Genomic DNA, 12,772 nt, shown 5'->3' with positions numbered 1-12,772 from the left:
AGGACCTGCGCGGACGTCCGGTAGGGCTAAATTGGCCTGTTATGGAGCAGGTATGGGCCAACCGCGCCGGATCCGCCGAAACCGCGATCAATACCCGGCACCTCAAGAAGTTGTGGGGTCTGCCGGGCACCCAGCTCGGCGTCACCGGCTGGCCCGCCACCAAGAAGGAACGCCACTTCGGCATCTGGCACTACTGGTGGCAGGCGCACCTGCTGGACTGCCTGATCGACGCCCAGCTGCGCGATCCGCAGGCCGCCCGGCTGACCCAGATCTCCCGGCAGATCCGCGGGCACTGGCTGCGCAACACCGGCTGGACCAACAGCTACTACGACGACATGGCCTGGCTGGCCCTGGCGCTGCAGCGTGCCGACCGCCAGCTGGGCATCGAGAAGCCCCGCGCGCTGGACAAGCTGGCCTCCGAGCTCATCGACTCCTGGGTGCCCGAGGACGGCGGCGGCATCCCGTGGCGCAAAGAGGACCAGTTCTTCAACGCCCCCGCCAACGGACCGGCCGGGGTCTTCCTGGCCCGCTACGGACGACTGCGCCGGGCCACCCAGATGGCCGACTGGCTCGATGAGACCCTGATCGACCCGGACACCCACCTGGTGTTCGACGGCATCAAAGGCGGGTCTCTGGTGCGCGCCCAGTACACCTACTGCCAGGGCGTGGTGCTCGGGCTGGAGACCGAACTGGCGATCCGCAGCAACGACGATCGGCACGTCGCCCGGGTGCGCCGCCTGGTCGCCGCGGTGTCCGAGCACATGACCGAGAACGGGGTGCTGCGCGGCGGCGGTGGCGGCGACGGCGGGCTGTTCAACGGCATCACCACCCGCTACCTCGCGCTGGTCGCCGTCGAACTGCCCGGTGACACCGACGAAGACCAGCAGGCCCGGGCCACCGCCCGCGACATCGTGCTCAAATCCGCCCGTGCCGCCTGGGACTACCGGCAGACGGTCAACGGGCTGCCGTTGTTCGGGCCGGCCTGGGACCGCAACGCCGAGGTGCCCGGCGCCGAAGGTAAGGCCGCCGAGTTCGTCGAAGGCGCGGTCAACCCGTCGCAGGTCGCCGAACGAGACCTGTCGACGCAGCTTTCCGGCTGGATGCTGATGGAAGCCGCGCACCGCATCGAGGCGCACGAGTCCGGCGCCGATGACTGAACCGCTCACCGGTTCTTGGACGCCCGACCCCGCGTCGGTCGCCGGCGCCCAGATCACCGCATTCGGTGAATGGCTGCGGGACACCGGCCGCGGCGACTACCCCGACTACCCGCAGCTGTGGCAGGCGTCGGTGTCCGACGTGGCCTGGTTCTGGGAGGCGGTGTGGCAGTTCTTCGACATCCCGCTGCGCACCCCGCCGCAACAGATCCTGGCGTCCGCGGAAATGCCCGGGGCGCAATGGTTCACCGGCGCGACGCTGAACTACGTCGACCAGGTGTTCCGGCACGCGACCGTCGACCGGCCGGCGATGGTCGTCGTCGGCGAGGACGGTGCGAGCGAATGGTCCTGGGCCCGACTGGAATCCGAGACCGCCGCCTTCGCGGAGCACCTGCGCGGGCAGGGCGTCGGCCCGGGGGACCGGGTGGTGGGTTACCTGCCGAACATCGGGGAGACGGTGGTGGCCTTCCTGGCCGCGGCCAGCGTCGGCGCGGTGTGGGCGGTGTGCAACCCCGACGTCGCCGTCGGCGGGGTGATCGCGCGGCTCGGCCAGCTGGAGCCGACGGTGCTGGTCACCGTCGACGGCAGCGTCTACGCCGGCAAGCGGCGCGACAAGCGCGCGGAGGTCGCCGAGTTGCGGGCCGCGCTGCCGACGCTGCGGGCGACCGTCGTGGTGCCCCGAGTTGGGCTGGACACCTCCGAATTACCCGGGGCCATCAGCTGGGACGAGGCGATTTCGGTTGGCGGACAACTCGATCCGGTGTCGCTGCCGTTCGACCATCCGCTGTGGGTGCTGTTCTCCTCCGGCACGACCGGCGCGCCGAAGGGCATCGTGCACGGCCACGGCGGGGTGGTGCTCGAACACGTCAAGTACCTCGGGCTGCAGCTGGACATGCGGGCCGCGGACCGATTCTGCTGGTACACCACCACCAGTTGGATGATGTGGAACTTCCAGATCGCCGGGCTGCTGGTCGGCGCGACCATAGTGCTCTACGACGGCTGCCCGACCTATCCGGGCGCCGGCGCGATGTGGGACGTCGTCGACGAGCAGGGAGTCACGATGTTCGGCGCCGGCGCCGGATACCTGCTGGCCTGCGCGAAGGAGGACCTGCGACCCGATCGCCCGCTGGACCGGCTGCGCTCGGTCGGCTCCACCGGCAGCCCGCTGCCCGCCGACGCGTTCGGCTGGGTGCAACGCGCCGTCGGCCGCGCGGTCCCGGTGCAATCCTGCAGCGGCGGAACGGATCTGGTCAGCGCGTTCGTCGGCAGCGCGCCGAACGTGCCGATCGTCGCCGGTGAGCTGGCCTGCCGCTCGCTGGGCGCGGCGGTGCAGGCCTGGGACGACGGCGCGCCGGTCATCGGTGTGCCCGGCGAACTCGTGATCACCGCGCCGATGCCGAGCATGCCGGTCCACTTCTGGAATGACCCCGACGGCAAGCGCTACCGCGACGCCTACTTCGGTTCCGGAGCCGTGTGGCGCCACGGCGACTGGATCACCATCACCGACCGCGGATCCGTTGTGGTGCACGGCCGATCGGATGCCACCCTCAACCGCCAGGGGGTCCGGATGGGCAGCGCCGAGATCTACAACGCCGTCGAGCCATTGCCGGAGATCGCGGACTGCCTCGTCGTCGGTGTCGAGCTGCCCGACGGCGGCTACTGGCTGCCGCTGTTCGTCGCGCTGGCCGACGGCGCCGACCTAGACGACGCGCTGCGCGCCAAGATAACCGACGCCATCCGCACCGGCGCTTCCCCGCGACACGTGCCCGACGAGATCATCGCGCTGCCCGGCCTACCGCGCACCCTGACCGGCAAACGACTGGAGATCCCGGTCAAGCGGATCCTGCAGGGCGGCGACCCGCACACCGTCGTCACGGCGACCTCCATCGACCGCCCGGATCTCCTGGACGGCTTCACCCGCTACGCCCGAAAGGCTCCGGTATGAGCACACGCGCCCGCATCGACTTCCCGTCCCGCGTCGGCGTCTGGTGGTCCGGCGACACCTGGGCCATGCCTGCGGCGCAGCAGGTGGCCCGCGACATCGAGGAGATGGGCTACGGCTCGCTGTTCCTGCCCGAGACCGTCGCCAAAGAATGCCTGACCCAGTCGGCGGCGTACCTGTCGGCCACCGAACGCCTGGTCATCGGCACCGGCATCGCCAACATCCACGTCCGGCTGCCGTCGGCCGCCGAAGCCGGCGCCCGCACCCTGACCGCGCTGCATCCCGGCCGATTCGTGCTGGGGCTCGGCGTCAGCCACGGCCCGCTCGTGGAGCGGGGGATGGGCGGGGTCTACACCAAGCCGCTGACCACCATGCGCGACTACCTGGACCGGATGGCCGCGGTGCCCGAGGCCATCGAACCGGGCGTCGGACGTCCGCCCCGGCTGCTGGCGGCGCTCGGGCCGAAGATGATCGAACTGTCCGGCGCCCACGCCGACGGCGCGCACCCCTACCTGGTCACCCCGGAGCACACCCGGTTCACTCGGGACATCCTCGGCCCGGACAAATGGATCGTCTCCGAGCAGGCGGTGTCGCTGGATCCCGACGAGGCTGCCCGGATGGCCGCCGCGCACGGTCACCTGGAGTTCTACTCCGGGCTGCCGAACTACCGGAATTCCTGGCTGCGGCAGGGCTTCGAGGAGTCCGACCTGGTTCGCGGCGGCTCGGACCGGCTGGCCCGAGCGCTGGTTGGGATGGGCGGGGTGGAGCGGGCCGCGGCGGCGCTCGTCGCGCACCTGGACGCCGGCGCCGACCACGTCGTCGTGCAGGTCGTCGACGGCGGCATGGGCGCCGACCCACGCCCGGCGCTGCGGGAACTCGCCGGGGCGCTCGGGCTTTAGCTTTCGGACAGTCCGACGTTGTCGCCGCCGCCGCAGCGGTTCCGGAAGTCCACGATGGGCTGCCGGATGGCGCGCAGTTCGTCGCGCACCTGCGGGTTCGCGTCCCCGTAGGCCCGCAGCTCCGCCCGGATCTCGTCCTTCGGCAGGTTCTTGAGACCGGTGATGAACGCGTTCACGTCCGGGTGGGTGAACAGGTAGGCCGAGGTGGCGGTGGTGACGCCGGCCAGCACCCCGGACTGGTCGGCGGCGGTGCAGTTCGGCGGGTCGTCGGCGGCGGCGACGCCGGCCCCGACGAGCGCGGCGGCGCCGAGGGACAGGCCGGCGATGGCGGATCGGATCATCATCGGTGTTCGCGCTCCTTGGGTGAGGATTCTCATGGTGGTCAGGAACCGGCTCAGCGACGTCCGGGCCGGTTGTTTCCGCGACGCGGCAAATCGTTGTCGACCCGCGGCGGTGCGGAGACGTTGCCGCCCCCGCCGTCGATGTCCCAGACGATGTCGAATCCGTCGTAGCAGTACCAGTCGTACTCGCACGGGTACGGCGAGTAGACGCCCGGCCCGGACCCGTCTGCGCCGCGCACATCGCCCTGCGAGCAGATGGTGGTTCCGCCGGAACTCACGCAATCGGCCGCGGCCGGCGGGGCCAACGCGACCCCGGTCCCCACCGCCAGCAGCAACGGCGGAATCGCTGACAGGACCGTCGCTTTCATCGCCCACCTCCTCGTCGTGGGGCGCGGAGTGCCCGGCCGCCAGGATCGCACCGGCGAATAATAGGCCGGCCGAGGACGCCCGTCATCACCCGAAGTGGGGGATGACGATGCGGTCCCGGCGGTCCTACCGTCCGGATGTTCACAAGTGGCGACGTCGGGAGGACCGGTGATGGCGGCAGATGGCGAGGTGTGGGCCCGGCCGGCGGCCACGGCCCTGCCCGAGGAAGGGTACTTCCAGTTGGAGCGCGGCCGGTACGGCCCGATCTACCCGCGCACCCCAGCGTGCTACGGCTTTTCGATCATCGCCAAGGTCAAAGCGGGCCGTGAGGGCGCCGTGCGGGCCTACGGAAAAGAAATCGAGAACGCTGTCGCCGCGAACCCGGAGGTGCTGGCCCCGCTGCGCCTGCACTATCTGCGCTGGCAACTCTTCGACGTCGGATCCGGCCTGCACTTCCAATACCAGGGCATCTTCGACACCGACTTCGACAAGTACACCGAGGACGCGGTGAAACTCTTCAGCCAGACCGGGATCACCACGGTGTTCACCAATCTTGAGGGGTTTCCGGAGGATTGGCAGACCAATCCGGAGGCGTTCATCGCGTTCGTCCGGGCGCACCAGTGCCCCAGCTTCCTGGAGTACGGGGAATATCCGTATGTGACCGCCGACGAGATCAAGAAGGCGTTGCGGCTCAAATCCGCGTTCGCGGGCATGCTCGACCAGATGCAGTAGCGAGGTGTCGATGACGCTCGAACTCGATGACATTCAGCACATTCTGTTGACCCGAACCCCGGCGATGACCGGTCGCTACGAGTTCCTCAGCTTCGACGATCCGGTGTCCGCGCGGCGCTGGCTCGGCGAACTGCTCGACCGGGTGCAGTCCGCGGCCGACGCCCGGCGCACCATGGACGCGTCCCGACGCTGGATCACGCTGGCCTTCACCTGGTCGGGGTTGCGCGCGCTCGGACTCGACGAGGAATCGCTGGACAGCTTTCCCGACGAATTCCGGGAGGGTATGGCCGCCCGCGCGGAGATCTTGGGGGACACCGGCAGCAACGCGCCCGAGCATTGGGCGGGCGGGCTGGCCGGCGCCGAGCTGCACGCCATCGCGATCCTGTTCGCCCGCGACGAGCCGGAACGACTCCGCTGCGTCGGCGAGCACGACGCGCTGCTGCGTCGCTGCCCAGGGGTGCGGTCGCTGTCCCACCTCGACCTCAACGCGGCGCCCCCGTTCGACCACGCGCACGACCACTTCGGCTTCCGGGACCGGATCTCACAACCGGTCATCGGGGGATCCGGAGAGGATCCCACCCCGGGTTCGGGGGCACCGGTGGCGGCCGGCGAGTTCATCCTCGGATATCCCGACGAGACCGGGTCCTTGCCCGCACAGCCGCGCCCGGCGCAATTGTCCCGCAACGGAAGCTACCTGGCGTATCGGCGGCTCCAGGAACACGTCGGGCTGTTCCGGGACTACCTGGCCGGCCACGCGGGCGATCCCGCGGAGCAGGAACTGCTGGCCGCTAAGCTCATGGGGCGCTGGCGCAGCGGAGCCCCGCTGGTACTGGCCCCCGACGCCGACGATCCTGTTCTCGGCGCAGACCCGTTGCGAAACAACGACTTCGGTTACAAGGAGATGGACCCGTTCGGCTATGCCTGCCCGCTGGGCGCGCATGCCCGGCGGCTCAATCCGCGCGACACCGCGCACAACATGAACCGGCGGCGGATGATCCGACGCGGCGCCACCTACGGACCGGCGTTGCCCGACGGCGATCCTGAGGACGACGTAGAGCGCGGAATTGCGGCGTTCATCATCTGTGGCAGTCTGATCCGGCAATTCGAGTTCGCCCAGAATGTTTGGATCAACGACGACACGTTCCACGAACTCAGAAACGAACATGACCCGATCTGCGGGACGCAGGACGGCACGATGGACTTCACCGTGCCCAAGCGCCCGATCAAGAAGGTGCACAAGGGAATCCCGGCCTTCACCACGTTGCGGGGCGGTGGGTACTTCTTCTTGCCCGGGCTGGGCGGCCTGCGCCATCTCGCCGGGATCGGCAGCGGCGGGCAGCGATGACGGCCCAACCGGCGCGAACCTACAACCAGGCCCACCGGTCCCGCCCGGACACCGGCGGCCGGCGCATCAGCATCTACTGGACGTGGAGTTATCCCTGGGAAGCGCAACGGGATCCGGGCCTGCTGGAGAATCGGTTCTCCACCATCACCGAGGTGCGCAACGCGGTGTGGCCGGCCTACGAGACAGCCGAGTTCAGCGCTGACAATTTCCTGCAGGGCGTCGCCGGGACCCTGGAGTTATTCCACCGGTCCACGCTGAGCTTCCAGGACGTGGTGCAGTCGGTCACCGGCCACCCGGTCGCGGTGTTCCAGCGGGTCGACCAGGCCGGCTACCGCCAGCAGATCGACGAGCGCATCCTCGCCGACACCGACACCTTGATGGTGTTCGGCCTCGACCATCTGCCGCACGGCCAGCAGGCCGACCCGGCCGAGGTCGACGCGCTCCGGCAGTGGCTGCGCCGGGAGGGCAGCGCCCTGGTGCTGGCACCGCACCACGACGTCGGGTTCACCGACGACCGCGACCAGCAACAGGTTGAACACCTGCACCACGGCGACCCGCTGGTCCCGCGTCGGCAACGCTTCAGCGGCTACACCCGGTCGTTGATGGCCGCCCTCGGCGTTCCGGTGCGCAACACCTGGGGGCTGCGCCCGGCCGTGCTGGACGGCGGCACGGAGATCGCGCCGATCACGGCGTACCCCGACCTAGACGGGCCGGGTCTGCTGGCCGGCGTGCCGACGTTGAGCTTCCACCAGCATCTGCCGCACTACGAACTGACCGAGCCGCCCGGGGCGGGGCTGCGGGTGCTCGCTCGTCAACGCGTCGACCCGCACCGCCCGCATCCGTTCACCGCGGGCGGGAACACGGAATTCAACGCAGTCGTCTGGTTGCCGCCGGCCGGGGAACGCGCCGGTGACATCGTGGTGGTCGATTCCACGCATTTCACCACCCTTTTCGGCGGCGACCACAGTCTGCGCAGACTGTGGCGCAACGTGGCGGCCATGCCGGGGCGGTGAGCGGCGTCCGCGGTCACCCGCGGAGCAACCCGATGCGCTTGGACTCGGCGACCGCCGCGGACCGCCCGGACACCTCCAACTTGCGGTAGATCGAGGTGACCTGACTCTTGACCGTCTCCCGGCTGACCGCCAGATCATCGGCGATGCCCTGCAGCGAGCGGTGGCTCGCCAGGTGCGGCAGCAACCGCAGTTCCGCGGACGTCAGGTGCGCCACCGGTTTGCCCGTCGACTGGGTCCGGACCTGGTCCAGCAGCCGCGACAGCATTCGGGCGTCGGGTTCCCGGTGGCGGGCCCGGTCGGCGGCGTCCAAGTGGCGGCTCAGGTCGGTGGCCTCGCCGAGCAGCGCCGCGGCCCATGCGGCCAGGGCGTGGCCCAGCAGCGCGGTGCGCGCGGCCAGGTTGCCCAGCCGGTCCAGCAGGCGTTGCGTCGACCGCAGCGCCGCGCGGGCGGTGTCGAGATGGCCGGCCCGGGCGGAGGTCACGGCGCTCACGGCGTACACCACGATCATCGGCACCACGTCGCAGAGATCGGCGTCGTCGACGATCTGGCGGGCCTTGGCGCCGCGTTCGGCGGCATGGGGCTCGTCGCCGGCGATGAGGTCGAGCAACGCCAGATGCGCCAGCGCGGCGCCGTGGAAACCGGGCAGGTCGTCGACCACCGGAAGCGCCGACTCCAACAACCGGCGGGCTCGCTCGGGCTCGCCCATCATCGATATGGCTGCGCCGTACATCACCGTCGCCGCGCCCCACCACGGGTTGCCCAGGTGGCCGCCGGCGGCCCGGACGATCTGGGCGGACCGGGCGACCTCACGGACACCGCCGACCCCGACAACCGAATTGACCAGCGCGACAGCGACCGGCACGCTCGGAGTGCCGTCGGACATGGGCGCTCCGCGGTCGGCCCGGCAGGCCATCAAGACCGACTGCTGGATCAGTTGGGCGTCCCCGGTGGTCACGCCCAGCCAGGCGCGGGCGATAGCGGCGTCCGGATAGGCGGCGAAGACGCCGTCATCGAGCAGTCCGATCCGGCGGGCCAGCACCCCGGCACGACCGTCGAATCCGAGTCGGACCGCTTCGGATCCGAGCAGCGCGGCGGCACGTTGCCGGTCCTCGGCCGCCAACGCCGACAGCAGCGCGCCGTCGATGTCGCCCTGCCGCTGGCGCAGATCGGCGGCCCGGCTGGCCAGCATCCGGAACCGTGCGGGCTGCTGTTCGCGGAGCCGGGAACTCAGCACGTCGCGGAACAACCCGTGGTAGCGGTACCACACCCCCTCCGGGTCAAGGGAAACCAGAAACGGATTCCCCGATGCCACGATGGCGGCCAACATGCGCGCGGAGTCCTCGCGGTCGAGGACCGCGTCGAGATCGGCCGCGCAGAACCGGTCCAGCACCGCCGAATCCTGGAGGAAACCCGCAGTCTCCGGGTCGAGTTGGACGAGCACGTTCTCCACCAGGTACGCGGTGACCAGACGATGCCGGCCGGTGACGGTCGCCGCGTCGGCCCCGTCGCGCACCGCCAGGGCGGCCAGCACCACGCCGGCCGGCCAACCCTCACAGACCGTGTGCACGGCCAGAGCGGCCGCCGGGTCATCGGAGTGGCTGAGGCGGGGGAAGACGGCGAGCGTCTCCTCGGCGGTGAACCGGAGGTCCTGCGCGCCCACTTCGCTGAGTCTGCGCTCCAGCCGAGTGCGGGCCAGATCCAGCGGCGGTGGGCGCCGGCCGACGAACACCGACGTCAGCTGCGGCGGCGCCTGACGGACGAAGGCGCGCAACACCGCGATGGACTCGTCGTTGTCCAATCCGTCCACGTCGTCGAACACCACCACGACCGGGCCGCAACGCTGGAGCGCCTCCAGCAGCGCGGGCAGCAACTGGGTCAGCGGCCCTCGGCCTGGTCCGCGCAGATAGTCCAGGATCCTCGGGTCGACGGGCCGAACCCGATCGAGCGCGGCGGCGATATGCAGGACCAGGTGCGCGGGGTCGTCATTGAGGTGATCGATCCGCAGCCAAGCGAAGGGTCGCCGATCGGACTGGTCCCACAGCGCGACCGCCGTCGATTTGCCGTATCCGGCCGGCGCGACGACCACGACGGTCGACCCGTCGACCCCCTGGCCGAGCCGTTCCACCACCGCCGGGCGCGCGATGACACCCTCGGCGGCCGCGGGCCGGCCGGTGGTCGCCGTCGGGACACTCGGCCGCCACTCCGCAGCCCCCACGGCAGCATCGTATAACCGGTGCCCTATCGGCGCCGGTGATCCTGACAGCGTCAGTCCTCGAGCGGTTCGGGAACCTCGTTGGCGTCGTCGGCGGCGGCGTCATCGACCGCGTTCTGCTCGGCCTTGGCGGCCTTGCGGCGCTTACGCCACTCGAAGACCATCGGCAGCACCGAGAGCACCACGATCAGGATGATGATCGGCTCCAGCAGCTTCTGGATGATCTCGAACTGTCCCAGCCAGTAGCCCAGCAGCGTCAGGCCGATGCCCCAGATCAGGGCGCCGACCACGTTGTAGACGGTGAACTTGACGTAGGTCATCTTCGCCGCGCCGGCGGTGATGGGGGCCAGGGTCCGCACGATCGGAACGAATCGGGCGATCACGATGGCGATCGGCCCGCGCTCCTCGAAGAACACGTGCGCCTCGTCCAGGTACTTCTGCTTCAGGAAGCGGGCGTTGGGCTTGAACATCTCCACGCCGATGAACCGGCCGATGAAGTAACCGACCTGCCCGCCGAGGATCGCCGCGATCGGGATGAACACCAGCAGTTGCCAGAGCGCGAAATTCGGTTGGGTGGCGCAGGCCGAGCCGGTGGTGATGCCGGCGGCCAGCATGCCCGCCACGAACAGCAGCGAATCGCCCGGCAGCACCGGGAACAGCACACCGGACTCCACGAACACAACGACCAGCAGGCCGATCAGCGCCCACGTGCCGAAATTGCACAGCAGGATCGCGGGATCGAGGAAGTCGGGCATCAGCGCGAGGTGCGCGGTGGTCTCCACGGCGGCGTTTCCGATCACGATGGACAAGGGTACCCGGGTGTTATTCCGACTCCGGTTTCGTCGCCGCGCCGGTCCTGCGATACTGCAGGGACGTCACTCGCCGCAGGTCGCTTTCAGGAGGAAATCCCCATGCCCATCGCCACGCCCGAGGTTTACGCCGAGATGCTGAACCGGGCCAAGGAGAACTCCTTCGCTTTCCCGGCGATCAACTGCACGTCCTCGGAGACCATCAACGCCGCGATCAAGGGCTTCGCCGACGCCGGCAGCGACGGCATCATCCAGTTCTCCACCGGCGGCGCGGAATTCGGCTCCGGCCTGGGCGTCAAGAACATGGTCGCCGGCGCGGTGGCGCTGGCCGAGTTCGCGCACAGCATCGCCTCGCACTACCCGATCACCATCGCGCTGCACACCGACCACTGCCCCAAGGACAAGCTGGACACCTACGTCCGCCCGCTGCTGGCGATCTCCGCCGACCGCGTCGCCCGCGGCCTGGACCCGTTGTTCCAGTCGCACATGTGGGACGGCTCGGCGGTGCCGATCGACGAGAACCTGACCATCGGCCAGGAACTGTTGGCCCAGGCGGCGGCCGCCAAGATCATCCTGGAGTGTGAGATCGGCGTCGTCGGCGGCGAGGAAGACGGCGTCGAGGCCGAGATCAACGACAAGCTGTACACCTCCCCGGAGGACTTCGAGAAGACCATCGACGCGCTCGGCTCCGGCGAGAAGGGCCGCTACCTGCTGGCCGCGACGTTCGGCAACGTGCACGGCGTCTACAAACCCGGCAACGTCGTGCTCAAGCCGGAGGTGCTGGCCGAGGGGCAGCGCGTCGCCGCCGCCAAGCTGGGCCTGGACTCCTCCGCGCAGCCGTTCGACTTCGTCTTCCACGGCGGATCGGGATCGCTGAAGTCCGAGATCGAGGACTCGCTGAAGTACGGCGTGGTGAAGATGAACGTCGACACCGACACCCAGTACGCGTTCACCCGCCCGTTGGCCGGGCACATGTTCAGCAACTACGACGGCGTGCTGAAGATCGACGGTGAGGTCGGCAACAAGAAGGTCTACGACCCGCGCAGCTACCTGAAGAAGGCCGAGGCCGGGATGAGCGAGCGCGTCGTGGAGGCCTGCAATGACCTGCACAGCGCCGGCAAGAGCGTCACCGCCTGACTCGAGTCGCCGAGGAACGCAATCGGCCGCGGCACCCCGATGGGGTCCGCGGCCGAATTGCTTTATCGGGTCAGCAGATCTTCCACTGGCCGTCGGTCTTGACCAGGTCGAAGCTGCGGATCGACGTCTCCGACGGGTCCGCGGCGATGTAGCTGGTGACGTTCGCCTCGGCGTGGTCGCCGTTCACGACGATCTCGTCGATGCTGTAGACCACCGGGTTCTGCTTGGCGTCGACGACCTGGGTGTGCACGGCCTGCCACTGGTCGTCGTCGAAATCGTCGTATCCACCGCAGGTCACCGAGCGCAGGGTCGTCAGGTCACCGTCGGTGACGGCGTCGTTGTAGGTCTCGATGGTGTCGCGCACCTGGTCCACCTGCGCCTTGTCCCCGCTGCGGGCGAACAGCACGATGACCAGGATCGCGACGGCGACCAGCGCGGCGATGACCAGCAACAGCGCCAGCACCCACCCCCAGCTGTGCCGGCGCTGCGCCGCCGATTCGGCGGGGGTGGCCGGCCGCGGCGGAATGGCCTGCGGGCCTGCGGGCCGCGGCGGGGCGGGCATCGCCGGCTGGGTCGCGCCGGCGGCGGCGGTCACCTCGGCCGGCGTGCCGATGATCTCGGTCGCCGGGTCCGGGGACGGTGTGCCGATGATCTGGGTGGACCCGTCGAACGCCGACGGGGCGGTGTAGCGCCGCTCGTCCTCGGCCGGCTCCTCGGCCGGGGCGAAGATCTCGGTGGCGGCGTCACCCTGGCCGGGGTCAGCGCCTGCGCCGGATTCGGGGCGCTCCGGGCCGGGTTCGGAGGGGGTCGACATGGCTTCAA

At 69.8% G+C, this 12,772-nt stretch carries 12 protein-coding genes; 7 read left to right on the top strand and 5 right to left on the bottom strand.

Annotated elements, in window-relative coordinates; translation table 11 throughout:
* Positions 1 to 41 precede the first annotated feature (41 nt).
* From L2Z93_RS17585 to L2Z93_RS17575, 3 genes are read left to right on the top strand one after another with little or no spacing between them, the layout of a single operon-like run.
* Entirely contained in the window at positions 42 to 1,157 is a 1,116-nt protein-coding gene (locus tag L2Z93_RS17585) for a glycoside hydrolase family 76 protein (RefSeq protein WP_090588717.1), read from the top strand.
* Entirely contained in the window at positions 1,150 to 3,099 is a 1,950-nt protein-coding gene (locus tag L2Z93_RS17580; protein ID WP_090588716.1) for an acetoacetate--CoA ligase, read from the top strand. Before L2Z93_RS17585 ends, L2Z93_RS17580 begins: the two co-directional genes overlap by 8 nt.
* Positions 3,096 to 3,995: an LLM class F420-dependent oxidoreductase gene (locus L2Z93_RS17575; RefSeq protein ID WP_090588715.1), complete on the top strand. Its 900-nt coding sequence runs from the start codon at positions 3,096 to 3,098 to the stop codon at positions 3,993 to 3,995. The genes L2Z93_RS17580 and L2Z93_RS17575 overlap by 4 nt, the downstream gene beginning before the upstream one ends.
* Here the strand turns inward: L2Z93_RS17575 and L2Z93_RS17570 are convergent.
* Positions 3,992 to 4,339 carry a heme-binding protein gene (locus L2Z93_RS17570; RefSeq protein WP_090588714.1) on the bottom strand — a complete coding sequence of 116 codons (348 nt, stop codon included), beginning with the start codon at positions 4,337 to 4,339 and terminating at the stop codon, positions 3,992 to 3,994. The genes L2Z93_RS17575 and L2Z93_RS17570 overlap by 4 nt on opposite strands.
* 50 nt (positions 4,340 to 4,389) lie before the next feature.
* Entirely contained in the window at positions 4,390 to 4,704 is a 315-nt protein-coding gene (locus tag L2Z93_RS17565; RefSeq protein WP_090588713.1) for a hypothetical protein, read from the bottom strand.
* A 169-nt stretch (positions 4,705 to 4,873) separates the two neighbouring features.
* On the opposite strand from L2Z93_RS17565, the gene L2Z93_RS17560 reads away from it, so the two are divergent.
* The 3 genes from L2Z93_RS17560 to L2Z93_RS17550 are packed head-to-tail and all read left to right on the top strand — an operon-like array spanning position 4,874 to position 7,792.
* The gene (locus L2Z93_RS17560) at positions 4,874 to 5,434 is read left to right on the top strand and encodes a hypothetical protein (RefSeq protein ID WP_090588712.1); all 561 of its coding nucleotides are present in this window, start codon (positions 4,874 to 4,876) and stop codon (positions 5,432 to 5,434) included.
* Between the two features lie 10 nt (positions 5,435 to 5,444).
* Complete coding sequence (locus L2Z93_RS17555; protein WP_090588711.1) at positions 5,445 to 6,779, top strand: Dyp-type peroxidase; 1,335 nt, start codon at positions 5,445 to 5,447, stop codon at positions 6,777 to 6,779.
* Positions 6,776 to 7,792: a hypothetical protein gene (locus tag L2Z93_RS17550; protein ID WP_090588710.1), complete on the top strand. Its 1,017-nt coding sequence runs from the start codon at positions 6,776 to 6,778 to the stop codon at positions 7,790 to 7,792. The genes L2Z93_RS17555 and L2Z93_RS17550 overlap by 4 nt, the downstream gene beginning before the upstream one ends.
* A 13-nt stretch (positions 7,793 to 7,805) precedes the next feature.
* Here the strand turns inward: L2Z93_RS17550 and L2Z93_RS17545 are convergent, their stop codons facing one another.
* A complete protein-coding gene (locus tag L2Z93_RS17545; RefSeq protein ID WP_090588709.1) occupies positions 7,806 to 10,007 on the bottom strand; it encodes a helix-turn-helix transcriptional regulator in 2,202 nt (733 codons plus the stop codon).
* A 50-nt stretch (positions 10,008 to 10,057) separates the two neighbouring features.
* Entirely contained in the window at positions 10,058 to 10,804 is a 747-nt protein-coding gene (locus L2Z93_RS17540) for a VTT domain-containing protein (protein WP_370745860.1), read from the bottom strand.
* A 111-nt stretch (positions 10,805 to 10,915) separates the two neighbouring features.
* On the opposite strand from L2Z93_RS17540, the gene fbaA reads away from it, so the two are divergent.
* Positions 10,916 to 11,950 carry a class II fructose-bisphosphate aldolase gene (fbaA, locus tag L2Z93_RS17535; RefSeq protein WP_090588708.1) on the top strand — a complete coding sequence of 345 codons (1,035 nt, stop codon included), beginning with the start codon at positions 10,916 to 10,918 and terminating at the stop codon, positions 11,948 to 11,950.
* Between the two features lie 70 nt (positions 11,951 to 12,020).
* Here the strand turns inward: fbaA and L2Z93_RS17530 are convergent, their stop codons facing one another.
* Positions 12,021 to 12,764: an Rv0361 family membrane protein gene (locus L2Z93_RS17530; RefSeq protein WP_090588707.1), complete on the bottom strand. Its 744-nt coding sequence runs from the start codon at positions 12,762 to 12,764 to the stop codon at positions 12,021 to 12,023.
* Between the last annotated feature and the right edge of the window lie 8 nt (positions 12,765 to 12,772).

It is taken from the genome of Mycolicibacterium brumae (assembly GCF_025215495.1).
Lineage (GTDB): Bacteria > Actinomycetota > Actinomycetes > Mycobacteriales > Mycobacteriaceae > Mycobacterium > Mycobacterium brumae.
Note: the sequence above shows the minus strand (reverse complement) of the source record. Positions and strands in the feature narration are given on the sequence as shown.